Genomic DNA, 23,548 nt, shown 5'->3' on the forward strand with positions numbered 1-23,548 from the left:
GTGTTGCACTGCGGCACGCGCTCCTTTATGGCGCATAGCCGCATAGGTATGCGCCGTTTTGGACGCTCCTCGATCTTCGGGAGCGTCTTTTAAAAGCGCTTTCACGCATAGGTATGCGGAGACGGAAATCTGCCGTTTTTCGCGAAGAACAGGACCCTCTGATGAACACCACCGACATGACCGCGAAGATGGCCTCCGGCAACGGCTTCATTGCCGCTCTCGACCAGTCGGGTGGTTCGACGCCGAAGGCGCTCAAGGGCTATGGCATCGAAGAAGGTGCTTGGAATTCCGAAGAGGAAATGTTCGGCCTGATCCATGACATGCGCGCACGCATCATCCGCTCGGACGCGTTCTCGGGCGAAAAGGTCATCGGCGCCATCCTGTTCGAGCGCACGATGGACGGCACGGTTGACGGCAAGCCCGTACCGCAGGCGCTTATCGAGAAGGGCGTGGTCCCCTTCATCAAGATCGACAAGGGACTCGAAGACGAAGCAAATGGCGTCCAGCTCATGAAGCCGATGCCGACGCTTGACGAGTTGCTGACTCGCTCCAAGGCCCTTGGGGTCTATGGCACCAAGGAACGCTCGGTCATCAACTCGGCCAATCGCGAAGGCATCGCTGCCGTGGTAGCGCAGCAGTTCGAGATCGGCCGCCAGGTCCTCAGCCACGGCATGATGCCGATCATCGAGCCCGAAGTGAACATCAAGAGCGAGACCCGTGCCGAGTGCGACGCGATCCTGCTCGATGAGATTCTCAAGAACCTCGATGCGCTGCCCGAGGGCACGCAAGTCATGCTGAAGCTCTCGCTGCCGATCGTGCCGTGCACGTTCGACCCGCTGATCTCGCACCCCAAGGTGCTGCGTGTCGTGGCACTGTCGGGTGGCTACAAGCGCCCCGAGGCCTGCGTGGAGCTTGCAAAGAATGCAGGCATTATCGCCAGCTTCAGCCGCGCACTGCTGGAAGACCTGCGCCATCAGATGACCGACGCGGAATTCGATGCTGCGCTGGCCGCGGCAATCGACGAAATCTACACCGGCTCGACGCAGAAGACGCTCGTCGCCGCCTGATCACCGTTTGAGAGGACGGAAAGGCCGCCCGCCACCGGCAAAGCCGGGGCGGGCGTTTTGTTTCATTGCGCACAGACCCACCTTGCCCGACCGGTCAGGCAATGCGGCTTCTCTTACTGCGCGATACTGAAGTGGAACTGGTAGTCGGCAGGCTTCATCTTCTTGCCGGCCATGCGACCGGGCTCCACCGTATCCAGAACGAGGCCATCGGACGGCTCGCCAAGCGTGAACCGCTTCGTGTCAAAAGCGCCGCCGCGTTCGACCGTGGCTTCGACGATCACGCGGCCGGCCCAGACGCAGCGAGCGTTCATCGGACAGCGGCTGTCCTCGATCAGGGAATCGACGCGAACCTTGTCGGCGCCGACGCGCGTCGTCTGCCCGATCATCGCAAAGCCGTCAGAGCGCTCGACCTTGGAAGGGGTGGCGCAGGCCGCAAGCGCGAGGGCTGGTGCCAGAGCAAGGAGGATGCCAGGGGCGGCAGGAAAGAGTGCACGTTTCATCCCGCCACAATGCCTTGCCCCGATGAACCGTTCCGGAACCGCCGTTGCAGCTTTGCTGCAGAGCCGGTAAGGCGCCCGCCATGGCCAAGCTTTCCTCAGAACTCTACCTTATCTCGCCGCTCGACGTGGCTGGCAATTTTTCTGACCGCCTTGCTCGCGCGCTTGACGCCGGACCGGTTGCCGCGTTCCAGTTCCGCGTGAAGGACATTGACGAGCACGAGGCTGCGCGCCTTGCCGAACCACTGCAGCGGATCTGTGCCGACCGGGAGGTGGCGTTCATCGTCAATGACTCGATCAGTCTGGCCAAGCGGCTTGGTGCCGATGGCGTGCATCTTGGGCAGGACGACGGCGACGTGAACGATGCCCGCGATCGGCTTGGTCGCAACGCGCAGATCGGTGTCACCTGCCATGACAGCCGCCACATGGCCATGGATGCAGGCGAAGAAGGGGCGGATTATGTCGCTTTTGGCGCATTCTACCCTTCGAGCACGAAGGAGACGAAGCACGTTGCCGGACTGGACCTGCTCGAGTGGTGGCAGGGGATTTTCGAACTGCCCTGCGTTGCCATTGGCGGGATCACGCCATCAAACTGCGCGCCCCTGATCCAGGCGGGGGCGGACTTCCTTGCGGTAAGCAGTGCGGTGTGGTCGGGCGATGAGTCCGCAAACGTTGCGGCGTTCTTCGAGGCAATCCGGGCAAATCCGCGGGTGGCCAAGGACGATTGATCCTCTTGCGCGGCGGAACCGCAAGCGCAGCCTGCGGGTTCTGGAGATGAAATCATCCCGGAGTTCCGATGCCTCGCCTTTCCGCTGCCGCACCTTCCACCCTGCTCCTAGCCGCCCTCGCGCTGAGTGCCTGTGATTCCAGCAAGCCTGATCCGGCGCCAAGCGAAGTCGTCCAGGCTGCTCCTGCCTTCTCCGTACCCATGGCCTCGAGCGACCCTGCACCGGGCCAGCCCGCGCCCCAGGAAGATGCCGCCCGCCCCGTGATGCAGGCGCAGGTGGTGCTCGATCGACTGGGCTTTTCGTCCGGAATCATTGATGGGAAGGCCGGCCTTTCGACAACAAATGCCGTAAGCGGGTTCCAGAAGGCGAATGATCTTCCCGTGACGGGCAAGTTCGACGATGCCACGATGAAGGCGTTGGCCCGCTGGTCCAATATCGCCGCGACCCGCGTGGTCACGATCCCTGAAGACTTCGCGCAAGGCAATTTCACTCCCCTTCCCAAGGACCCGGCGGAGCAGGCCAAGCTGCCGGAGATCGGTTATACCTCGCTTGAAGAGAAGCTGGCCGAGCGCTTCCACACGACGCCCGAAGTGCTTCGCGGGCTCAACCCGGCACTGGCAGAACAAGCGGCGGCAAGGGCCCAGGCCGAGCAGCAACGCAAGGCCGTGAACCCTCCGACTGCAAATCCGCTGCCGCCCGAACCTTATCGTGCCGGTCTGCAATTGCGCGTCCCGAACGTCGGCGCCGACAGGATTGATCCGGCAAAGGTCGACAACAAGGGCTGGCTTGCGACGCTCGCCACGGTTGGAGTCAGCGATGCGCAACCCGAAGCATCCCGGATTGTCGTCAGCAAGTCGAAGGGGACGCTGGAAGCCTACGACAAGGCGGACAAGCTTGTTGCGGTGTTCACCGTGACCACGGGCTCCAGACATGATCCGCTCCCACTTGGCGAATGGAAGATCAACGGCAAGTCCTACAACCCCGAGTTCTCGTATGACGCGAGCCTGTTCTGGGACGTGCCAGACAGCAAGGGCGAACACCTGCTGCCGCCAGGGCCGAATGGCCCGGTCGGCGTGGTCTGGATCGACCTGTCGAAGGAGCATTACGGCATCCACGGCACGCCCGAACCGCAGACCATCGGTCGCGCTGAAAGCCATGGCTGCGTGCGCCTGACCAACTGGGATGCGGCACGGCTTGCGCAGATGGTCACCGGTGCAACGAAGGTTTCGTTTGTAAAGTGATGCCACTTTCCATGTGCGCTCCGCCGTGCAAGACAAGATCCCTGCTTGTGGTGATGGAGCGCAGATGACCGGAACGGCCCCCAGGGAACTGACACTACGCGGCGTGATACTCGGCGCGATCCTCACGATCGTGTTTACTGCCGCCAACGTCTATCTTGGCCTGCGCATCGGCCTGACCTTCGCAACGTCGATCCCCGCAGCGGTCATTTCGATGGCCGTGCTGCGGGCCTTCTCGGGCACGACGATCCAGGAAAACAACATTGTCCAGACGATCGCCAGTTCGGCGGGCACTCTGTCGGCGATCGTGTTCGTGCTGCCGGGGCTTGTCATGGTGGGGTGGTGGGCCGATTTTCCCTATTGGGAATCGGTGGCGGTCATCGCGGTCGGCGGCATCCTTGGCGTGATGTATTCGGTGCCGCTGAGGCGCGCGCTCGTGACAGGTTCCGACTTGCCCTATCCAGAAGGGGTCGCTGCGGCCGAAGTGCTGAAGGTGGGCGCAGGCGTTGGCGGCGCGGAGGAAAATCGCAAGGGACTGGCTGCAGTCACCGCAGGTGGCCTGCTGGCTGCGCTCTATCCGCTGCTTGCCAAGATGAAGCTTGCGGTGGAGGAAGTGGGCGGCGCGTTCAAGGTAGGGGCGGGCGGATCGATGCTGACCGGGGGGCTATCACTGGCGCTGGTTGGCGTCGGCCATCTGGTCGGTCTTGCGGTGGGCATCGCCATGCTGATCGGCATCGTCATCAGCTTTGGCGTCCTGCTACCGCAGCTTACGGCGGGGGGGATTCCGGCAGGCGCGGATCTTGCCGAATTTGTCGGCACGGTTTTCCGCCAGAAGATCCGCTTCATAGGCGCAGGCACCATCGGCATTGCCGCGATCTGGACGCTGCTGCGGGTGATCGGCCCGATCATCAAGGGCGTGACCGCTGCAATTGCTGCCAATCGTGCTCGCGGAGGCGCAGGCATGGACAGCCTCGAGTTGACCGAGCGGGACATTCCGATCGGTATCGTCGGAGGCACCATCCTGCTGGCCATGGTCCCGATCGCGCTGCTGCTGGCCGATTTTGCCGCGGGCGGCCCTGTTGCCAATGCTCTCGGATTGTCGCTGATCGCTTCAGTGGTCTACGTGCTGGTTGCAGGTATCATCATTGCCTCGGTCTGCGGTTACATGGCGGGTCTGATCGGCGCATCGAACAGCCCCATTTCTGGCGTCGGCATTCTGGCCGCACTTGGCATCTCGTTGCTGCTGCTCGGGCTGTTCGGTCGCGGCCTTGGTGAAGACGATACAAAGGCGCTGGTCGCCTTTGCGCTTTTCGTCACCGCCATCGTCTTTGGCGTCGCTACCATCTCGAACGACAATTTGCAGGATCTCAAGACCGGCCAGCTTGTCGGCGCGACGCCGTGGCGCCAGCAGGTGGCGCTGGTGTTGGGCGTGCTGTTCGGCGCGCTGGTCATTCCGCCGATCCTTGACCTGCTCAACTCCACCTTCGGCTTCCAGGGTGCGCCTGGCGCAGGGGAAAACGCCCTGTCGGCTCCTCAGGCATCGCTCATATCGGCGATTGCGCAAGGCGTGCTTGGCGGAAACCTTGACTGGAACCTGGTGGGGCTGGGTGCTGCAATCGGGGCAGGGGTGATCGTCGCCGACGAATTGCTCAAGCGTTCGGGCAATCGCTCGTTGCCACCGCTGGCCGTGGGCATGGGCATGTACCTGCCGACCTCGGTCACCGCGATGGTCATCGTCGGGGCTGTGCTTGGCCACCTCTACAACGGATGGGCAGCGCGTCAGTCGGCACCCGAGTTTGCCGAGCGCATGGGCGTGCTGACCGCGACGGGCCTGATCGTCGGCGACAGTCTGTTCAACATCGCCTACGCCGCGATAGTCGCCGCCACGGACAATCCTGACGCTCTGGCCGTAGTCCAAGACTTCCCGGCGGCCCTGCCTTTGGGCGTCATCGCCTTTGGCGCGATCATCGCCTACGCCTATTGGCGCATGCGTCGCGACAGTTCGGTGGGATTAGCCTGACGTCGACAGATTTACCGGGCCGGCATGGACGCAGCGCAGGTTGAGCTGCGAGTCATCAGGCGCCAGTTCGCGCAGGATTTCCTCGCCATCCATCTGGAAGCGACGACCGGCGAACACGCCGCTGGTGATCGTGACCCGGTCAGCCAGGCGCAGATATGTGCCGGTGGAGCCATCGGGGGCGACATAGCTGGAGTCTGCGATTGTCTCGAACCCCAGTTCGGGCTTCTCGATAGGGAGAATGGCTGCATCACCTGGCACCTCGCAGGTCCACCCCCCCTTGGTGAGGACCATAAGCTGCCCACCCGGTACAGCCTGCGCCGCGCTGGCGAGGCCGGCGATTCCCACCACAAGTCCGATCATTTGCTTCATGGCACCGGCGCTAGCATGCTGGACCGGCGCAAGGCAATCGCGCTTGAAGGTTCGCGCCCGAACCGCTAAGGGCCGCGCTTCCCTACTCTCGGTAAGGCTCTTTCCATCATGAAGATCAGCGGCGTGGACATCCGTCCGGGCAATATCCTGGAATACGAAAAGGGCATCTGGAAGGTCGCCAAGACCCAGCATACCCAGCCCGGCAAGGGTGGCGCGTTCATGCAGGTCGAGATGAAGAACCTCATCGATGGCCGCAAGACCAACGTCCGTTTCCGCAGCGCCGACACTGTCGAGCGCGTTCGCCTCGACACCAAGGACTTCCAGTTCCTCTATGCCGAGGGTGAGGACCTGGTGTTCATGGACGTCGAAACCTACGACCAGATCAACCTCCCCAAGGACCTGCTCGGCGACGCCGCCGCGTTCCTGCAGGACGGCATGACGGTACTTCTCGAAATGTATGACGAGCGCCCGATCTCGGTGCAGCTGCCTGAACAGGTCGAAGCCACGATCGTCGAAGCCGACGCGGTGGTAAAGGGCCAGACTGCGTCTTCGTCGTACAAGCCTGCCATTCTCGACAATGGCGTGCGCGTGATGGTGCCTCCGCATATCGAAAGCGGCACCCGCATCGTCGTCGACGTGTACGAGCGCAGCTACGTCGGCAAGGCGAACTGATCGATGGCAGCGATTTCCGGCCTGATGCGCGTGATGGAGCGCGCGGCACGCAAGGCGGGTGGCCGCCTGCGCCGCGACTTCGGTGAGATCGAGCATCTGCAGGTCAGCAAGAAGGGCCCTGCGGACTTCGTTTCGAAGGCCGACCAGCACGCCGAGCGTACGCTTTGGGATGAGCTTCGCACCGCACGTCCGGGCTGGGGCTTCCTGATGGAAGAGGGCGGCGAGATCGCCGGTGAGCCGGGCAAGCCGCGCTTCATCATCGATCCGCTCGATGGCACAACCAACTTCCTCCACGGTATTCCGCACTTCGCGATCTCGATCGCGGTGCAGGAACCGACTCTGGATGGGAAGGGCTGGGGCGAAGTCACCGCTGCGCTGGTCTATCAGCCGATCACTGACGAGAGCTTCTGGGCCGAAAAGAGCCAGGGCGCTTGGCTGCAGGATCGCCGCTTGCGCGTTTCTGCGCGCCGTCATCTCGACGAAGCGCTGATCGCCACCGGCATTCCCTTTGCTGGCCGAGGCGACATGGGCGAATGGATTCGCATCTACAGCGAACTTGGTCCGCGCATCGCCGGGGTTCGCCGCAACGGTGCAGCCTCGCTCGATCTCGCGTGGGTGGCCGCAGGCCGCTACGATGGTTACTGGGAGAGCAGCCTTTCTCCGTGGGACAGCGCGGCGGGCTGCCTGCTGGTTCGTGAAGCTGGCGGTTTCGTGTCGGACTACAAGGGCCGCTCGCTGCCGATCTGCGACGAGACTATCCTTGCGGGCAACGACGCGCTGCACTCGAAGCTCCACAAGCTTCTTGTTGGCGCGATCAGGAACGCTTGACCTTTACACAGGGCGCTGGCTAAGGCCGCCCCTGTCGTGCCCCTGTGGCGGAATGGTAGACGCGAACGACTCAAAATCGTTTGTAGCAATACGTGCCCGTTCGAGTCGGGCCAGGGGCACCATTTCAAGCAAAAAGTGCTGAAAACGTGGAAAAGGGCAGAAATCCACGCCTTTCGGGCGCATCGGTAGTCCAACCGGTGGTCCAAAAGGAGCCCGAGATGAGGGTGAAGGTCCCCTATCTCCGACATGATCCGAAGACGGGCATGTTGCGATATCGGCGAGTGTTCCCTGCCGAGCTCCGACCGTTTCTTGTGGATAAGTATCGGGGGCTCACGGAGCTCAAGGTCACCCTCAAGGCTCGTAGCATCAACGAGCCTGGAGCCCTGGCTCTCTACCAAGACACCGCCGCACTCTACGATCGACTAATTGAACGAGCCCGCAAGGCGGCTGAGGGTCGCTTTGACGAGCTGACGGACGAGCGCATCAACTTCATCACCGAGGCCTACCGGGTTCTTGAGCTCGCTCAGGATGAGGTTGCCCGATTTGACCCAACGGTGAAGGCGAACGGCGAGATGCTAACCAGGATCATGGAGGAAGGGGGCATCGACATCCCGCCCCACCGCCCCACGGCACGCTGGTCGCAGAGCTTCCGTGTTGCTCACGGCTGGGCTCTGGAATGCTACAGGGCTCTGAGCGCCGATGGGGACCTCGACGGCATCTTGGACGCCTGGGGCGAGCAAGCGTCTGCACTGGCAACGCGCCTGGGCTTCAACCTGGACGATCGCACCGCAGCCTTCCGCACGCTCTGCATCCGTCTCAATGAGACCGCCATTGCCACGCATGAGGCCCAGCTACAGCGCGTGGATGGGCAGGTGGTCCCGACGCCACCCGTCCCCAAGAGACCAAAAGGTCCCGCAAGTCAGCCGACCGCGCCTCAGGCGGCCAAGGGGCAGACCTTCGACGCCATTGTCCGCGAACTGATCGAAAAGCCCAGGCACGGCTTCAAGGAGCCGACGAAGGAGCGCGTCCGTGGTGGCCTGCGTTTCCTCGTGGAGGCTCTGGGCGACTTACGCCCCCAGGAGCTCACCAGGGAGCGAGTGACGGTGTTCTTGGACCAGCTTGCCCTGCGCCCTGCGAAGCTGGCGAAAGGTGAGGGTGAGATGCCGCTCCCTGAGCTGGTCGGACGCTACGCCGATCGTCCCGAGGTGCCCAGGCTGACCCAAAAGACCCTTGAGGCCTACAACATGGCCTTGAGCGCCCGGTGGAAGGACGCTGTCCAGGACGGTGCTATCGCTGTGGACCTCCCCAACCCCTTCAGTGAGCGCAAGTTCGCCCGTGGGGCAGGACGCAAGAAGACCGCCACCGGCTTCAGTGCGGACGAGCTCCGTGCTTATTTCGCCATGCCCCCGTTTGCCTCAGGAGCCCGTCCAGTGCGAGGGAAAGGCGAGGCGGTCTACTGGATACCTTTGCTGCTCTTGTTCACTGGAGCGCGGCCTGAGGAGGTCGCACAGCTCCTGGTCGCGGACCTCTTCCAGCGAGAAGGCGATGGCCGGTGGATGATCCGGTTCACGAACGAGGGCGAACACCCCGTGAAGGGACGGCAGAGCCTCAAGACCGAGGGCCACGAAAGCGGCGTGCGGGCCTTCCCGATACCCCAGCCTCTCTTGGACCTTGGCCTCCTCCGCTACCGCCAGGCGCTGCAGGATGCTGGCGAGCTCGCTCTGTTTCCTCTCCTGCGCCGCAAGGGGAAGCGCTCGGGCATCTTTGCCAGCTTTGGCGAGTGGATGGGCCCCTACGTCTACGAGCAAGGCGTCCTGGAGCCAGGGACGGGCCGCCAGCCGGTGCGAGAGTTCCGCCATACCTGGAGCACCGCCGCACGCGCCTCACGCATCCCCAAGGAGGCCATGAAGTATATCCAGGGCCACAAGGACGAAGACGATCGCAGTGCCAGCGATGGCTACGGGGACCTGAAGGCGCTTGGGGACCGGATTGAGGACTTCAGGTTGCCGGTGGACATCCTGAAGCTCGTCAGGCCTTGGCATCCGATAGCGGTGGATTAGGTCTCTTGACCCCTTCCATAGCTTCGTGGCGCTGATAGGCTTGCGGCAACAAGGGAGCACGTATGGACATCATGGCAATGCTAAGCGGCACGTCCACCGCGATTACGCTCGCCAAGGCGGTAAAGGACGCTGAGGTGAGCCTGGACGTCGCTACGATCAAGGCGCAGATGGCTGAAATCCTCAGTGAACTATCGGACGCTAAGTTGGCGCAAGCGGCGCTCCTTGAGGAAAATGCGCAATTGAAGGCCGAGGTTGCAAGGTTGGCCGCCGCTGGGGATGAAATTGGCGCAATGGTAGACGTTGGCGGCTACAAATACGAGCCGAGGGACGGGACGGCTATTGGCTGGCCAGCTTGTCCTGCCTGCTTGGCAAACGAAAAGCGGGTGACCATTCTCGTCCAGAACGGCAAAGCCGAGGACGCGAAATGCCCGAGGTGCAAGTCGGAGTTCAGCCCGGTCGTGTCGTTCGTTGCAGCCGGAGTTACGCGCAAAGATGAGGAGCTTCGCCGTCGCGCGGAAGGCATGGAGCGCCTCAATCGACTGGCGGCACCTCGGGTTATCTGAGGTATTCTGGTGATTTGGCTTTCGGCTACTGCAACGAGGGCATTGCAGAAGCTGCGCTTTTAGTCCGTGTCGATCGCGCCAGAAAGCGGACAGCGTCCACAAGTGGCTGAGTGACGCCCGTGCGGGAGAACTGGACCAACTCGTTGAGCCCGTTCGAGCTCGTCAGGTGGGCGGTCTCGTAAAGGCAGATGGGGATGAGCCGATTGTCCTTGAACCGCCTGTCGGGCCCGCCGCTCTTGTTTGGGTGTTGCCAGGTCTGGGAGATGACTTCCGCGTCGGCGGGGACGGCCTCGCTCTCGATAAACTGGCTGTCCTGGTAGCGGATATTGAGCGCGTCGTATGAGACTGCCCCGACCTTCTCCTTTTCGACCACGAGCACGACGTCAGGGAGAAACATAAGGGTCTCTTTGCCCACCCTCAAAGCGGGTGGCGTGATGTTGCATTTCAGGAACGACGGGAGTGCGTAAGTCAGAGTGGTCGGCTGCCTCGCGACTATCCGCCCAGCGCCTGCATTCCGTTTCCAGGCAGCCAGCGTTTCGACATTGCCCCCAGCATCGATGTGCCACTTGCCGTTGCACGAGGCCGCCCGGTCGAACGCCTCCGTGAGGGCGACATAGGCTTGCTGAGCGTCGTCTTCGAGCTCGTAAAAGAGCACAGCAGACCGAGAATAGGTGTCTCGCCACAGGCCGATGGCTATGCCCACCAGCAGAAAACCCGCCGCCCACCAGAAGCCCCCGCCAGCAGCCCAAATCAATAGGCCAGCGCCTACTCCAAGCGATCCCAGAAGCCATGCGGAGGACGCTTCAGCCTGCTTACGGTTCAACTCGTCCAAAAGGTCACCGAAGCGTTCGTCCTGCAGGCCTCCAGTGCCGCCAGGAGCCGCTTCAGGTCGTCTGCTGTGACGACAGCGCTGTGAGCCCGCCCCCGCTCGTCCCGCTGCAGGAGGACCGCTACACCGTCACCCATGAGCTGGGCTTGGCCGTCCTGGAGGGCGATCGAAGGGTTGACAGTGGTAGTCATCTGGTAGGCTCCCGTCTGGAGGCGGCTTGCAGGTGGTCCAAAATGTGATACAAACCGCGCTCGAATGATGCGCCAGAAACCGCAGATTTTCGCCGTTTCCGGTGCTCCCGTCTCGTATCGGGCCAGGGGCACCATTTCCGGATGAAGCTGGCTGATCGTATCAGTCGATGCTGTCCGAGCCGGATCGTGCGGCAGATGCAGCCGCGAGCGCGCTGATCTGCGCCTGAGTGGGCATGACTGGGCCCTCTCTCTCCCGCTTCTGCCGCTCTTCCTCCAGTTTCTTGAGGTACGCCGCTCTTTGTGCGGGGCTCATTCGCGCGAGTTTGGCTTTGTCGATCTCCAGCCAGACCGGCATAGGTCCGGCAGTTAGGCTTGCATTTGCGGGAGTCAGGCCCGGATCGATCCCGCCGCCGCCGCTGCCGCCATCGGTCGCCTCGCCATAGCGCGACGTTTCGCTACCGAAACTTCCTTTTTGTTGCTTGCGATTGTCGCCGATCTTCGCCTGTCCGAATTTCTTCGTTTCGGCTGCCTTGAGCTTGGTCCGGGATTCGGTTTGCGCCATGGCTTCCTGGGTTTCGCCGTCGGCGAAAACCCCAACGACAACTGAAACGGCAAGTGTGATGCCCGCGAAGTGGCGGTACATCTTCAGGTCGATACCGAGAAAATTTTTGGTCGCAGCAGCCATACATCAGGGAAAATACCGATGCTCCCTTAAGAATCCCGGCATCGCAATGGTTAGCGGATTGCTACCACGCCGTTGCTGCATCGCTTGCGTTCCATGTATGTTCTGGTAGTTGAGGGGGATGGCAAAACCGAAGCGCCGATTTGTCTGCCAGGCCTGTGGCAGTGTCTCCAATCGCTGGCAGGGGCAATGCGCTGATTGCAGCGAATGGAACACGCTGGTCGAAGAGGCGCCTGAGACAATCTTTTCGGCCAAGCACGATCTTTCAAGCGGTGGGCGGCGAGTCAATTTCGTGTCGCTCGATGCGCCCGTCGCGCTGCCCCAGCGTCGCAAGACGGGTATCGCCGAATTCGACAGGGCCCTTGGTGGCGGGCTTGTGCCTGGATGTGCCATCCTGATGGGTGGTGATCCGGGGATCGGCAAGTCGACGCTGTTGCTGCAGGCTTCGGCAAAAGTCGCGATGAGCGGTGCTTCGGCAGTCTATATCAGCGGCGAGGAGGCGTCGGATCAGATTCGCCTGCGCGCAGATCGGCTCGGCTTGGGCAAAGCACCCATCCAGCTTGCTGCAACCACCTCGGTACGCGACATCCTGACGACCCTGGGCAGCATGGAGCCCCCCTCCCTGTTGATCATCGATTCGATCCAGACGATGCATTCCGACCAGATCGAAGGTGCGCCCGGGACAGTCAGCCAGGTCAGAGGCTGTGCCTTCGAACTGATCCGGTATGCCAAGGAAAACCAGGTTGCGCTGGTTCTTGTCGGCCACGTGACCAAGGATGGTTCAATTGCGGGCCCACGCGTGCTCGAGCACATGGTCGACGTGGTCATGAGCTTCGAGGGTGAACGCAGCCATCAGTATCGCATTCTGCGCGCAATCAAGAACCGCTTCGGCGCGGTTGACGAGATCGGTGTCTTCGCGATGGCCGGAGCCGGTCTCGAGGAGGTCGGCAACCCGTCGATGTTGTTCCTGTCTGGACGGGAAGACCAGGTAGCGGGCAGCGCCGTGTTCCCGGCGCTTGAAGGCACGCGACCGGTGCTTGTCGAAATTCAGGCGCTGACTGTTCGACTGGCCAGTGGCGCGACGCCGCGGCGGGCCGTGGTGGGCTGGGACAGCGGGCGCCTGGCCATGCTGCTTGCCGTGCTCGAAGCGCGGTGCGGCCTCAACTTCTCGACGGCTGAGGTCTATCTCAACGTTGCCGGCGGGTATCGGCTTACCGATCCGGCGGCCGATCTGGCCGTCGCCGCCGCGCTGGTATCAGCCCTGTCGGACCGGCCCTTGCCACAGGCTTCGATATGGTTCGGCGAAGTGTCGCTGGCTGGCGAGGTGCGACCGGTTGCCCACACACCGGTGCGCCTGCGCGAGGCGGCAAAGCTTGGCTTCCGGCAAGGTTGCGGACCTGAAGCAGGGGCGGAGAAGGTAGAAGGGCTGCGCTATTCTCCCCTGAAGCTTCTGCCAAATCTCATTGACCGCATCATGGGTGGCTCATAGGTTCCCGCGAGATGACCGGTCTGGACTACGTCGTACTCATTCTCGTCGGCATCGGTGCCGTCAGTGGTTTCATGCGCGGCTTCGTCGAAGAAGTCCTCTCGCTTGCTGCCTGGTGTCTTGCCTTGCTCGCCGTGCACTATTTTCATGTCCCGCTCACCGCGTGGCTCGCCGGTCATCTGCCGACAGAGACGGGAGCAGGAGTGCTGGCATTTTTCCTGCTGTTGCTTGGACCCTATCTGGCGACAAAGCTGATCGCGCGGCGTATCGGCAGTGCCAGCCGCGATTCTGCCATCGGTCCGATTGATCGCGTGCTGGGTTTTGGCTTCGGAGCCGTCAAGGGATTCGTGATCGTCGTTCTGGGCTATTCGCTGATCGTATTTGGCTATGATCTGGCGTGGGGAGAGAATGGCCGCCCTTCGTGGATTACCGAAGCACGTGCGTATCCGTTGCTAAATGCGGCGAGCGAGGAATTGCTCGTGATGATTTCCGAGCGACGCGAGGCAGCGGCTGATCAGGCGCGTGAGGTTGCCCGGCGCAAGGCTCGAAGCCAGCTTCTGGACACTGCTGAATGAGCAGTCGCGGGCTTTACACGCCGCAAATCCTTGCCAAAGCAATGGAACTGAGTGCCTTGCCGTTCGACGATGGTGCCCCTCTCAAGGGTTCGGCGCGGTCGCGCAGTTGCGGAAGCGTGATCGAGCTTTCGCTGGCAAGCGACGAGCATGGAGCGATCACTGCGATAGGCATAAGGCCTCATGCCTGTGCCATTGGACAGGCTGCCGCTGCCATCTTCGCCAATGCGGCTCCCGGGATGGGCGGTCAGGCAATCTCTCAAGCGCGCGTTGCCATCGCGGCATGGTTGTCTGGCGAAGGCGATATTCCGCAGTGGCCAGAAATGCAGCTGCTGGAGCAGGCAAGGTCTTATCCCGCCCGGCATGGAGCGATCCTGCTGGCATGGGACGCGGCCCTTGAGGCACTTGGATAACCAACGGCAGGCTTGCAGCGCGCGCCGGTACTTGGCTAGACGTCCAGCCTACAACGATACGGTGAGGGACGAGGGGTGTCAGCCACGGAGAGCAAAGAGTACAAGGTCGCGCCAAGCGCTTCCGACATCCGCCTGGTCATCGCCGCAAGTTCGGCCGGTACCGTTTTCGAATGGTATGACTTCTTCATCTACGGCACGCTTGCGGCCATAATCGGAAAGACGTTCTTTCCGTCCGACAACGCCACTCTGCAGCTTCTTCTGGTCTGGGCCGGATTTGCGGTCGGGTTCGGCTTTCGTCCGCTTGGCGCGGTGCTTTTCGGCTTTCTTGGTGACAGGCTCGGCCGCAAGTACACCTTTCTGGTGACCGTAACCTTGATGGGCATTGCCACGGCGGGCGTGGGGCTCATACCTTCTGCTGAAAGCATCGGCTTGCTCGCGCCGGCAATCGTGATCTTCCTGCGCGTTCTGCAAGGACTGGCGCTGGGCGGCGAATATGGCGGGGCAGCGGTTTATGTTGCCGAACACGCGCCCGACGGTCGCCGCGGCTATTATACCAGCTATATTCAAGCCAGCGTCGTCGGAGGTTTCGTGCTCAGCCTTGTCGTCGTGCTGACGAGCAAGAGCTTGATGAGCGAAGCGGTGTGGACCTCGTGGGGCTGGCGCGTGCCGTTCCTCGTCAGTCTCGCCCTGCTCGCGATTTCACTGTGGATGCGGCTCAAGCTTTCGGAAAGTCCCGTGTTCCAGGCTATGAAGGAGCAGGGCGAACTGGCTGGCAATCCGTTCGTCGAAAGCTTCACCTATCCTGGCAACAAGCGCCGCATCTTCGTCGCCCTGTTCGGCATTGCCGCCGGTCTTACGGTGATCTGGTACACGGCAATGTTCTCGAGCCTTGGCTTCCTCAAATCTGCCATGCGCCTCGATGATACCTGGGCGGAAGTGATCGTAGGCGTCGGCGGGGCGATCGGCATGATCTTCTATCTGCTGGCCGGTGCACTGTCCGACCGCATCGGTCGCAAGAAACCGATCGTGGTCGGCTATGCGCTGACATTGCTGCTCCTCTTTCCTACCTTCTGGCTCCTCGGCTCGGCTGCCAATCCTGAACTTGCCGAGGCGGCTGCGCGCAATCCGGTGGTCGTTGCCGGTGCAGAATGCGATTACAGCCCTTTCGCCGCCGAACAATCCAGCGACTGCGGCAAGCTGCTCGCCGATCTTTCCGCATCGGGCATTGCCTACCGCCTCGAACGCACGGGCACGTTCGCGGTCGGCGTTGGTGGACAGGCGCTGGATCTTGCAGATTACCCGTGGACCGAGAAGGCTGCGGTTCGGATCAAGGCGCTGCAGGCAAACCTTGCGTTTTACGGCTACGATTTTGCGAAGGTGAAGCCGTCCGCGGGAAGAATCATCCTCATCCTCGTTGGCCTCGCCATGCTCATGGCGATGTCGGGAGCCACTTATGGCCCCGTGGCAGCTCTCCTCTCCGAGATGTTCCCGCCGCGGATACGGTATAGCTCGATGTCGATACCCTATCACCTCGGGACGGGCTATTTCGGGGGTTTCCTGCCCCTGATTTCCAGCTACATCGTCGCCCGGACCGGTGATCCTTACGCCGGCTTGTGGTACACCTGGGTCATCGTCCTGATCGCATTCCTCGTTTCGGCGTGGGGCCTGAAGGGTGGCTTGCCCGCTGATTTCACGGACGACTGACATTTCTGTTCTTCCTCCTGCCTCATTGCGGCTGCAAATCGATTCTGACGCTCTGGCGGGGAACTGGCGCGCGCTGGACAAGCTTTCGGGACAGGCGGTTGCCGGTGCTGCCGTCAAGGCCGATGCCTATGGGCTGGGATCGGAGCGGGTTTCAGCCACGTTGCTGGCCGCAGGCTGCAGGGACTTCTTCGTTGCACACTGGTCCGAAGTGCCGGCACTCCTGCGGCACGTGCCTGCCGAAGCCATCGCGGTGCTGCACGGCCCCAACAACGCGCAGGAAGTGCGTTTCGCACGGGAAACAGGCGTCCGCCCCGTCCTGAACAGCCTGCACCAGATTGGTCTGTGGCGGAATGGCGGCGGGGGGCCATGCCATGTCATGGTCGACACCGGCATGAACCGGCTCGGGCTGGAAAAGGCTGACCTCTCGTCCGAACTGCTCTCAGGCTTGCAGATAGACATCTGCATGAGCCATCTGGCCAGCGCGGATGAAGATACCAGCCAGAATGACGAGCAGCTCGCTGCCTTTGCGCAATTGCGAAGCGTCATTGCAGCACGACGCTACAGTTTGGCAAACAGCGCAGGGATAGCATTGGGGGGTGCGTTTCACGCAGATGTGACGCGTCCGGGTATCGCACTTTACGGCGGGATTGCGCGGGCCGAACTGGCCGGACACATCAGGCAGGTCGCACGGCCTGAAGCTGCGGTTCTTCAGATCCGAACGCTGCAGGCGGGGGACAAGGTTGGCTACAACGCGCTTTTCCAGGCAGACCGGGAGATGCGCGTAGGCACTCTTGCCATCGGTTATGCCGATGGTTTCCTGCGCTGCTGGACCGGTCGAGGTTGCTTTCACTGGAACGGCCGCCGTGCGCCGACTTTGGGCAGGATCTCCATGGACCTCACCATAGTCGACTTGTCGGATCTGCCCGATTGCCGTGAGGGCGACTGGCTGAGCGCCGCGTACGACCTGCCTTCGTCCGCTCGGTCGACCGGACTGTCCCAATATGAGCTGCTGACCTTGCTTGGACGTCGATTTTCGCGCGGGGGTGCGTGATAACGATATCTGTCATGTCTTGTTGCGCCGCACATGCTGCACGTGCTAATAAATCGAAATCGTCGCTATGGGGGCCCATATCATGGCCAATGATTCCAAGTCGAGCGGCACGGTAATAATCAAGAAGTATGCAAACCGTCGCCTCTACAACACCAGCACTTCCAGCTACATAACGCTCGATCATCTCGCGCAGATGGTTAAGGACAATGTCGAATTTCAGGTCATCGATGCCAAGACTGGCGCGGATCTGACCCATGCGATTCTGACTCAGATCATCATGGAAGAAGAGTCGGCGGGCGAGCAGATGCTGCCGACCAACTTCCTTCGCCAGTTGATCTCGATGTATGGCAATTCCATGCAGGCGTTTCTCCCGGGGTATCTTGAAGCCTCGATGGAACACTTCCGCGAGAATCAGGCGAAGATGCGCAAGGCGATCGAGGAGAGCATTGGTTCGAACCCGATTGCCCAGATTGCTCAGCGCAACATGGAAATGTTCAAGGCCGCAGCGGCGGCATTCGTGCCCGGAGCGGTCGCCAGTGCGGAAGCAAAGCCAGCCGGTGAGAGCGACGATCTCGATGCGCTGCGCAAGCAGATGGCGGAAATGCAGCAGAAGCTGGAACAGCTCTCCAAATAGGCTTTTCCTTCCCGCGATGCCGCCCATGGCATTGCGGGAAGCGATTTTGCGCATTAACGCGCGACCCCATGAACAAGCCCGCAATCAAGCACGCGCTCAACGTCAAGCGCGCTGACGACTTCGCCCAGTGGTACCAGGCCGTGATTTCCGAGGCCGAGCTTGCCGAGGAATCCGGCGTGCGCGGTTGCATGGTGATCAAGCCGTGGGGCTACGGCATCTGGGAACGCATCCAGAAGCTGATGGATGCCGAGATCAAGGAAGCGGGCGTCGAGAACTGCTATTTCCCGTTGTTCATCCCGCTGTCCTATTTTGCCAAGGAAGCCGAGCACGTCGAAGGCTTTGCCAAGGAAATGGCGGTTGTCACGCACCACCGTCTGATCTCTGATGGCAAGGGGGGGCTGACGCCCGATCCCGAAGCGAAGCTCGAAGAGCCGCTTGTTGTTCGCCCTACGTCCGAAACGGTGATTGGTGCGGCGATGGCGCGCTGGGTCCAGTCGTGGCGCGACCTCCCGTTGATGGTCAACCAGTGGGCCAACGTCGTGCGCTGGGAGATGCGCACACGCATGTTCCTGCGCACCAGCGAATTCCTCTGGCAGGAAGGCCACACTGCCCACGCTGACGAGGCTGACGCGATGAGCGAGACGCTGCGCGCGCTCGAGATGTATCGCGCCTTTGCCGAAGGTCCGTTGGCTATGCCGGTGATCGCAGGGCCCAAGCCGGAGAACGAACGCTTTCCCGGCGCGGTTGAGACGTTCTCGATCGAGGCGATGATGCAGGACGGCAAGGCGCTGCAGGCCGGCACTTCGCATTACCTTGGCACCACTTTCGCGCAGGCAGCCGGTATCCGCTATCAGGACAAGGAAGGCCAGCAGGCACTGGCGCATACCACCTCCTGGGGCGTATCGACGCGGCTGATCGGTGGCGTGATCATGACCCATGGCGATGACGATGGCCTGCGTGTTCCGCCGCAAGTGGCGCCGCAGCAGATCGTGATCCTGCCGATGTTGCGCGATAACGACGGCGATGAGGCGCTGCTTGCCTATTGCGAGGACATCCGAAAGGCGCTTGCCAAGCAATCGGCATTCGGAGAGCGCGTGCGCGTTCTGCTCGACAAGCGGCCCGGCAAGGCCACGCAAAAGCGCTGGGCCTGGGTCAAGCGCGGCGTGCCGCTGATCCTCGAAATCGGCGGCCGAGACGCCGAAGGTGGCATGGTTTCAGCGCTGCGCCGCGACAAGCTTTGGCGAGAAGACGCAAAGCCCAACTTCATCGGCCAGGCCAAGGACGATTTCATCGCCTCGGCTGCGGCGGAACTCGAGGCGATTCAGCAGTCGCTTTACGAGGAAGCGCGCGAGCGGCGCGATGCGCAGATCGTGCGCGATGTGTTCGATCTCGAGGGATTGAAAGCCTACTTCGCCGAGGGCAACAAGTATCCGGGCTGGGTCGAGATGGGCTGGAGCAAGCCAACAGGCGAAGCGCTCGACAAGGTGGTCGAGCAACTCAAGGCACTCAAGCTCACGATTCGCAACACGCCGCTGGACGCGCAAAAGCCTGACGGAACTTGCCCCTTCACCGGAAACCCGGCAGTCGAGAAGATCCTGATTGCACGAGCTTATTGATCGAAAGGGGTGGCAGGAAACTGTCACCCTTTTTGACAGGGGCTCTTGGCCTTGCCAGCCGCGGCGTTAGAGTTGCGGTCATGAGACCCGTGCTGATCCTGCTCCCGCTGCTTGGTTCGACCGCAGCCCTCGCTGCGCCAGAAGACGCCATTTCCGAAGCCCGCCTGCGCGCCGACGTCGAGAAACTCGTCAGCTTTGGCACGCGGCACACCTTTTCTTCGCAGAGTGATCCCAAGCGCGGCATCGGTGCGGCGCGGAAATGGGCCGAAGCAGAATTCCGAAAGACTTCGGCCGCTTGCGGCGGCTGCCTGGAAATCGTCCTGCCGGAAACGGTGGTAAACGGCGACCGGGTCCCGGTGCCGACCCGTCTTGTCGACGTTGTGGCGATCCAGCGCGGCACGGAACGTCCCAACGAGGTGGTCATCGTGCAGGGCCATATCGATAGTCGGGTGTCGGACGTCCTAGATGCGACGAAGGATGCGCCGGGAGCGAATGACGACGGTTCAGGCACTGCATTGGTGATCGAGGCGGCGCGGGTGCTTTCCAGGGAGAAATTCCCCACCACGATCGTCTATGCCGCGCTTTCTGGCGAGGAGCAGGGGCTGCTTGGCGGCAAGCTGCTGGCCGACTATGCGGCCCAGCAGGGCTGGACCGTAAAGGCGGTGCTCAACAATGATATCGTCGGTGGGTCCACCGGCTCGGACGGCTACAAGGATGATGCGCATGTTCGCGTGCTGTCCGAAGGGCCCCGCGCCGATGCGACCGATGCCCTGCGCGCGCAGATGCGCCGCTATGGCGGGGAGAACGACAGTCCATCGCGCAACATTTCGCGCTGGGTCGCCAAGCTGGCGGACAAGGATGGCGCAGGGCTGGCTGTGCGGCAGATCTGGCGGGCGGACCGGCTTGGCCGAGGCGGGGACCAGTTGCCGTTTTCGGACAAGGGCTACCCGGCGATCCGCTTCACCGTGGCGGTCGAGGATTACGAACACCAGCATCAGGATCTGCGTACCGAAGCAGGCGTGAAGTTTGGCGACACTGTCGATGAAATGGACTTCCCCTACCTCGCCAAGGTAACGCGGCTGAACGTGCGCGCCTTGGCAAGCCTTGCACGGACCCCGTTGCCGCCCGCGCCCGTGGTCAAGGGCGCAGTTCAGCCAAGCACGGATATCGAGTGGCAGCCGGTTCCGGGGGCGGCCCGTTATGCCCTTTGGCAGCGCCGGACCGATGCGGCGATGTGGGAGACGCGTTTGCTCGAGACAAACGAGACCAAGGCCAACCTCCCGGGCGTGCGTGCCGATGACTGGTTGTTCGGCGTCAGTGCAGTTGCCGCAGACGGAAGTGAAAGTCCGATCGCATCAGCTGTCCCGGGCGGTCAGTTCAGTCCGCTGCCAAAGCCGTAAGAACTTGCCTTCCGGTCCCTTAGGGACCACATGCCCGGCATGGCAAAATTCAAGTTTCCGCAAGGGTTCCCGACGCGCCAGCAGGTGCTGGACTTCATCGCACAATCGGACGAGCCTGCGGGCAAGCGCGAGATCGCCAAGGCTTTCGGCCTTAAGGGCACCGAGAAGATCGCGCTCAAGGCGTTGCTGAAGGACATGGCCGAGGAAGGCCTGATTGACGGCAACCGCAGCGCCTTCCATGCGATGGGCGGCGTACCTCGCGTGACGGTCTTGCGCATTGTCGAGATCGACGAGGGCGAGCCGGTAGCCATTCCGGACAGTTGGAACCCGGAGGACGCGAGCTCGCCACCACGCCTGCGCGTGGTTGAAGCGCGTGGCAAGGCGAAGGAGCGCGGGCCGGCGCTGCGCGTCGGCGATCGCATTCTCGCCCGGACCGAAGAAGCGGGGAAGGGCTGGCTCGCCCACCCGATGAAGAAGATCCAGGGCGGCGAAGAGCAGCTGATGGGCGTCGTCGAACTCGATGGCACCGGCAAGGGCTGGCTTGCCCCGGTCGACAAGCGTGTTCGCAATGCCGTCCCGATCTCGGACCTTGGTGGTGCCGGGGCTGGACAACTCGTGCTGGCTGAACCGGCCGGCCGCTCGCCGCGCTCCGGCATGAAGGTCGTCGCAGTACTGGGCGATCCGCTGGCGCCCCGTGCGTTCAGCCTGATCGCGATTCACAAGCATGGCATTCCATTCGTGTTCCCCGAAGCGGCGATCCGCGAGGCTGAGGATGCAGCGAAGCTCCCGCTCAGCGAGGAAAAGCGGGAAGACCTGCGGCACCTGCCAATCGTGGCTATCGACCCGGCCGATGCGCGCGACCATGACGACGCCATCTGGGCCGAGCCTGACGGGCAGGGCGGTTTCAAGGCGCTCGTCGCTATCGCCGACGTCAGCTTTTATGTGCGTCCCGGCGGGCAGACCGACCGCGAGGCTCGCAAGCGCGGCAACTCCGTCTATTTCCCCGACCGCGTAGTGCCGATGCTGCCCGAAGTGCTTTCGGCCGATGTCTGTTCCTTGAAGTCGGGCGCAGACCGCGCCGCAATGGCCTGCCATCTCTCGATCGATAGCGAGGGGCGGATCAAGGATTGGCGCTTTACCCGCGCGATCGTGCGGATTGCCGAAGTGATCGCCTATGAAGAAGCGCAGCGGCGCATCGATGCGGGTGAAGCCGAGGCGCATCTTGCGAACTTGTGGGACGCGTGGCGGCTGCTGGAGAAGGCTCGAAATGCGCGCGATCCTCTAAACCTGGAACTGCCCGAGCGGCGCGTGGTGCTCGACGAGAAGGGCAAGATCGCCGAGATCGCGATTCGCGAGCGGCTCGATGCGCACCGCGTCGTCGAGGATTTCATGATTGCGGCCAATGTCGCTGCGGCCAAGGCGCTGGAGGCAAAGGTCGCACCGGTTGTCTATCGCATACATGAAGCGCCGAGCCGCGAGAAGCTGGTAGCGCTCAAGGACTATCTTGCGACCTTTGATCGCAAACTGTCCTTGGGGCAGGTCATCACTCCTTCGCTGTTCAACCGCATGCTCAAGGACATCTCTGACGAGGCGGAGAAGGCATTGATCATGGAAGCAGTCCTGCGCAGCCAGACGCAGGCCTATTATGGTCCCCGCAACGCAGGGCACTTCGGTCTGTCATTGGGGTCCTACGCCCACTTTACCTCGCCGATCCGCCGCTATTCGGACCTTCTGGTGCATCGTGCGCTGGTCGATGCCTATGGCCTGGAGCAGCCTCGACCGAAGTCGGACCTCCCGCCTACTTCGGGCTTGTCGGATCGTGACCGCGGCGACCTCGCGAGGGTGTCCGAAGCCATCAGCAATGCTGAACGCCGCGCCATGGAAGCCGAGCGCGACACCATCGACCGCTATGTCGCGGCGTGGCTCTCGGCCAAGGTGGGCGAGGTGTTCGACACGCGCATAACCGGCGTGCAGAAGTTCGGCCTGTTCGCCACAATCATCGGGCTTGGTGGCGATGGACTGGTGCCGGTCTCCACGCTTGGTGCGGAACGTTTCAACTACGACGAGAAGTCCCAACGCCTGATTGGCGAGCTGAGCGGCGAGGAATTTGCGATGGGGCAGATTCTCAAGCTGCGCCTTGCCGAGGCCAATCCGCTCACCGGGGCGCTGAAGTTCGAGCCGGTGGACGTTGCCGAGGGCGTGCAGCGGATCGAACGGCGCGGTGGCAAGCTGGACCACAAGCCCAAACGGCAGGGCAACTACATCGCCGGCAAGCGCGGTCGCCCGTCAAACATCAGGCACCAGGGGAAGCGCAAGTGATCAGCTGAAGCGGTCGATTTCCTCGTCGGAGATCGCGCCGGGCACGATCATCAGCGGGCAGGGGAGCTGCCCCGCGATCCCCGCAAAGTGCGTGACCAGCGGGCCGGGATTGTTTCCGCCCGCCGCGCCAAGAACCAGTGCCGACACTTCAGGGTGTTCGCCAAGATATTCGCGCACCACCTTCGGCCCATCGCCCATGCGCACCGAGATCTGCGGTGCAAGCCCGGATTCGCTGGCAAGGCTTCCGGCTGCGGTCATGGCCAGTACTTCGGCGCGATCGCGCGCCTCTTCCTCGATCGTGGCTTGTACGCCTCCGAACGCGACGAATTCCTGCTGCGGCACCAGCGCCAGGATATGAACTGCGCCAGCGGTGCGCACTGCGCGCCTTGCCGCGAAGCGCAGCGCGCCCTTGGCCTCGTCGGTCTCGTCCATGATGACCAGATAGATACGCTGCGACATGGCGGTTCGTCCTCTCGACCAACACGTATCGGCAAATTCGTATGCGGCGCAAGCGCCAAGCCACTTGACCCGACACGCCATGCTGGTGAAATGGGCCTGACAAAAGATACAGGGGTGGTTTCCGCTACGGCACCTCTGCTTCTTTCCATA

22 protein-coding genes and 1 tRNA gene are annotated in these 23,548 nt (G+C 62.3%); 18 read left to right on the plus strand and 5 right to left on the minus strand.

The features are described 5' to 3' along the window. The first annotated feature begins 161 nt into the window (after nt 1–161). Nucleotides 162–1,067 carry a fructose bisphosphate aldolase gene (locus B9A23_RS01450; protein ID WP_084276993.1) on the plus strand — a complete coding sequence of 302 codons (906 nt, stop codon included), beginning with the start codon at nt 162–164 and terminating at the stop codon, nt 1,065–1,067. 113 nt (nt 1,068–1,180) lie between these two features. Here B9A23_RS01450 and B9A23_RS01455 read toward each other — a convergent pair whose 3' ends face one another. Further along, on the minus strand, nt 1,181–1,567 hold the full coding sequence (locus B9A23_RS01455) for a hypothetical protein (protein ID WP_084276995.1): 387 nt from the start codon (nt 1,565–1,567) through the stop codon (nt 1,181–1,183). Between the two features lie 80 nt (nt 1,568–1,647). Between B9A23_RS01455 and thiE the strand changes: the two genes are divergently transcribed. The 3 genes from thiE to B9A23_RS01470 all read left to right on the plus strand — a co-directional run bounded on the left by thiE (nt 1,648) and on the right by B9A23_RS01470 (nt 5,550). Then, nucleotides 1,648–2,292: a thiamine phosphate synthase gene (gene thiE, locus B9A23_RS01460; RefSeq protein ID WP_084276997.1), complete on the plus strand. Its 645-nt coding sequence runs from the start codon at nt 1,648–1,650 to the stop codon at nt 2,290–2,292. Nucleotides 2,293–2,360: 68 nt separating this feature from the next. After that, complete coding sequence (locus tag B9A23_RS01465; RefSeq protein ID WP_084276999.1) at nt 2,361–3,533, plus strand: L,D-transpeptidase family protein; 1,173 nt, start codon at nt 2,361–2,363, stop codon at nt 3,531–3,533. A 64-nt stretch (nt 3,534–3,597) separates the two neighbouring features. Further along, on the plus strand, nt 3,598–5,550 hold the full coding sequence (locus B9A23_RS01470; RefSeq protein ID WP_084277471.1) for an OPT family oligopeptide transporter: 1,953 nt from the start codon (nt 3,598–3,600) through the stop codon (nt 5,548–5,550). On the opposite strand, the gene B9A23_RS01475 is transcribed toward B9A23_RS01470, so the two are convergent. After that, the gene (locus B9A23_RS01475) at nt 5,542–5,919 is read right to left on the minus strand and encodes a hypothetical protein (RefSeq protein ID WP_084277001.1); all 378 of its coding nucleotides are present in this window, start codon (nt 5,917–5,919) and stop codon (nt 5,542–5,544) included. The two genes, B9A23_RS01470 and B9A23_RS01475, sit on opposite strands and share 9 nt — an antisense overlap. A gap of 108 nt (nt 5,920–6,027) precedes the next feature. Between B9A23_RS01475 and efp the strand changes: the two genes are divergently transcribed. The 5 genes from efp (at nt 6,028) to B9A23_RS01500 (ending at nt 10,042) form a co-directional block, all read left to right on the plus strand. Beyond that, a complete protein-coding gene (gene efp / locus B9A23_RS01480; protein WP_039332301.1) occupies nt 6,028–6,591 on the plus strand; it encodes an elongation factor P in 564 nt (187 codons plus the stop codon). 3 nt (nt 6,592–6,594) lie between these two features. Next, the gene (locus tag B9A23_RS01485; protein WP_084277003.1) at nt 6,595–7,419 is read left to right on the plus strand and encodes an inositol monophosphatase family protein; all 825 of its coding nucleotides are present in this window, start codon (nt 6,595–6,597) and stop codon (nt 7,417–7,419) included. A 38-nt stretch (nt 7,420–7,457) separates the two neighbouring features. After that, nucleotides 7,458–7,541: transfer RNA gene (locus tag B9A23_RS01490), tRNA-Leu, on the plus strand. 96 nt (nt 7,542–7,637) lie between these two features. Further along, nucleotides 7,638–9,479: a site-specific integrase gene (locus B9A23_RS01495; protein ID WP_139797280.1), complete on the plus strand. Its 1,842-nt coding sequence runs from the start codon at nt 7,638–7,640 to the stop codon at nt 9,477–9,479. A 62-nt stretch (nt 9,480–9,541) separates the two neighbouring features. Beyond that, the gene (locus tag B9A23_RS01500) at nt 9,542–10,042 is read left to right on the plus strand and encodes a hypothetical protein (RefSeq protein WP_084277007.1); all 501 of its coding nucleotides are present in this window, start codon (nt 9,542–9,544) and stop codon (nt 10,040–10,042) included. Between the two features lie 25 nt (nt 10,043–10,067). Here B9A23_RS01500 and B9A23_RS01505 read toward each other — a convergent pair whose 3' ends face one another. Both B9A23_RS01505 and B9A23_RS01515 read right to left on the minus strand, forming a co-directional pair. Then, nucleotides 10,068–10,865, minus strand: a complete 798-nt coding sequence (locus B9A23_RS01505) for a hypothetical protein (protein WP_139797281.1) — start codon at nt 10,863–10,865, stop codon at nt 10,068–10,070. Between the two features lie 357 nt (nt 10,866–11,222). Continuing rightward, a complete protein-coding gene (locus B9A23_RS01515; RefSeq protein ID WP_084277013.1) occupies nt 11,223–11,747 on the minus strand; it encodes a hypothetical protein in 525 nt (174 codons plus the stop codon). Between the two features lie 118 nt (nt 11,748–11,865). Between B9A23_RS01515 and radA the strand changes: the two genes are divergently transcribed. The 9 genes from radA to B9A23_RS01560 all read left to right on the plus strand — a co-directional run bounded on the left by radA (nt 11,866) and on the right by B9A23_RS01560 (nt 22,939). Continuing rightward, nucleotides 11,866–13,233: a DNA repair protein RadA gene (radA, locus tag B9A23_RS01520; RefSeq protein WP_084277015.1), complete on the plus strand. Its 1,368-nt coding sequence runs from the start codon at nt 11,866–11,868 to the stop codon at nt 13,231–13,233. A gap of 11 nt (nt 13,234–13,244) precedes the next feature. Then, complete coding sequence (locus tag B9A23_RS01525) at nt 13,245–13,805, plus strand: CvpA family protein (protein WP_084277016.1); 561 nt, start codon at nt 13,245–13,247, stop codon at nt 13,803–13,805. A gap of 41 nt (nt 13,806–13,846) precedes the next feature. Then, entirely contained in the window at nt 13,847–14,215 is a 369-nt protein-coding gene (locus tag B9A23_RS01530) for an iron-sulfur cluster assembly scaffold protein (protein ID WP_254894914.1), read from the plus strand. 75 nt (nt 14,216–14,290) lie between these two features. Next, nucleotides 14,291–15,919, plus strand: a complete 1,629-nt coding sequence (locus tag B9A23_RS01535) for an MFS transporter (protein ID WP_084277018.1) — start codon at nt 14,291–14,293, stop codon at nt 15,917–15,919. A 25-nt stretch (nt 15,920–15,944) separates the two neighbouring features. After that, nucleotides 15,945–16,970 (plus strand): alanine racemase, encoded by a 1,026-nt coding sequence (alr, locus tag B9A23_RS01540; protein ID WP_254894915.1) that lies wholly within the window; start codon nt 15,945–15,947, stop codon nt 16,968–16,970. 82 nt (nt 16,971–17,052) lie between these two features. After that, nucleotides 17,053–17,604 (plus strand): polyhydroxyalkanoate synthesis repressor PhaR, encoded by a 552-nt coding sequence (gene phaR, locus B9A23_RS01545; protein ID WP_084277474.1) that lies wholly within the window; start codon nt 17,053–17,055, stop codon nt 17,602–17,604. Nucleotides 17,605–17,672: 68 nt separating this feature from the next. After that, a complete protein-coding gene (gene proS / locus B9A23_RS01550; RefSeq protein ID WP_084277020.1) occupies nt 17,673–19,220 on the plus strand; it encodes a proline--tRNA ligase in 1,548 nt (515 codons plus the stop codon). An 80-nt stretch (nt 19,221–19,300) separates the two neighbouring features. Further along, entirely contained in the window at nt 19,301–20,620 is a 1,320-nt protein-coding gene (locus tag B9A23_RS01555) for a M28 family peptidase (protein WP_084277022.1), read from the plus strand. Nucleotides 20,621–20,659: 39 nt separating this feature from the next. After that, complete coding sequence (locus B9A23_RS01560; protein ID WP_084277475.1) at nt 20,660–22,939, plus strand: ribonuclease R family protein; 2,280 nt, start codon at nt 20,660–20,662, stop codon at nt 22,937–22,939. On the opposite strand, the gene B9A23_RS01565 is transcribed toward B9A23_RS01560, so the two are convergent. After that, nucleotides 22,940–23,398, minus strand: coding sequence for a universal stress protein (locus B9A23_RS01565; RefSeq protein WP_084277024.1), 459 nt, complete (start codon nt 23,396–23,398; stop codon nt 22,940–22,942). Between the last annotated feature and the right edge of the window lie 150 nt (nt 23,399–23,548).

It is taken from the genome of Novosphingobium sp. B1, from assembly GCF_900176395.1.
GTDB lineage: Bacteria > Pseudomonadota > Alphaproteobacteria > Sphingomonadales > Sphingomonadaceae > Novosphingobium.

Coding starts and splice junctions, on each gene's coding strand:
- B9A23_RS01515 (WP_084277013.1), bottom strand. CDS start 11,747: ATGGCTGCTGCGACCAAAAATTTTCTCGGTATCGACCTGAAGATGTAC.
- B9A23_RS01465 (WP_084276999.1), top strand. CDS start 2,361: ATGCCTCGCCTTTCCGCTGCCGCACCTTCCACCCTGCTCCTAGCCGCC.
- B9A23_RS01555 (WP_084277022.1), top strand. CDS start 19,301: ATGAGACCCGTGCTGATCCTGCTCCCGCTGCTTGGTTCGACCGCAGCC.
- thiE (WP_084276997.1), top strand. CDS start 1,648: ATGGCCAAGCTTTCCTCAGAACTCTACCTTATCTCGCCGCTCGACGTG.
- B9A23_RS01530 (WP_254894914.1), top strand. CDS start 13,847: ATGGAACTGAGTGCCTTGCCGTTCGACGATGGTGCCCCTCTCAAGGGT.
- radA (WP_084277015.1), top strand. CDS start 11,866: ATGGCAAAACCGAAGCGCCGATTTGTCTGCCAGGCCTGTGGCAGTGTC.
- B9A23_RS01525 (WP_084277016.1), top strand. CDS start 13,245: ATGACCGGTCTGGACTACGTCGTACTCATTCTCGTCGGCATCGGTGCC.
- B9A23_RS01485 (WP_084277003.1), top strand. CDS start 6,595: ATGGCAGCGATTTCCGGCCTGATGCGCGTGATGGAGCGCGCGGCACGC.
- B9A23_RS01565 (WP_084277024.1), bottom strand. CDS start 23,398: ATGTCGCAGCGTATCTATCTGGTCATCATGGACGAGACCGACGAGGCC.
- B9A23_RS01500 (WP_084277007.1), top strand. CDS start 9,542: ATGGACATCATGGCAATGCTAAGCGGCACGTCCACCGCGATTACGCTC.
- B9A23_RS01470 (WP_084277471.1), top strand. CDS start 3,598: ATGACCGGAACGGCCCCCAGGGAACTGACACTACGCGGCGTGATACTC.
- phaR (WP_084277474.1), top strand. CDS start 17,053: ATGGCCAATGATTCCAAGTCGAGCGGCACGGTAATAATCAAGAAGTAT.
- B9A23_RS01475 (WP_084277001.1), bottom strand. CDS start 5,919: ATGAAGCAAATGATCGGACTTGTGGTGGGAATCGCCGGCCTCGCCAGC.
- B9A23_RS01450 (WP_084276993.1), top strand. CDS start 162: ATGAACACCACCGACATGACCGCGAAGATGGCCTCCGGCAACGGCTTC.
- B9A23_RS01495 (WP_139797280.1), top strand. CDS start 7,638: ATGAGGGTGAAGGTCCCCTATCTCCGACATGATCCGAAGACGGGCATG.
- efp (WP_039332301.1), top strand. CDS start 6,028: ATGAAGATCAGCGGCGTGGACATCCGTCCGGGCAATATCCTGGAATAC.
- B9A23_RS01455 (WP_084276995.1), bottom strand. CDS start 1,567: ATGAAACGTGCACTCTTTCCTGCCGCCCCTGGCATCCTCCTTGCTCTG.
- proS (WP_084277020.1), top strand. CDS start 17,673: ATGAACAAGCCCGCAATCAAGCACGCGCTCAACGTCAAGCGCGCTGAC.
- B9A23_RS01560 (WP_084277475.1), top strand. CDS start 20,660: ATGGCAAAATTCAAGTTTCCGCAAGGGTTCCCGACGCGCCAGCAGGTG.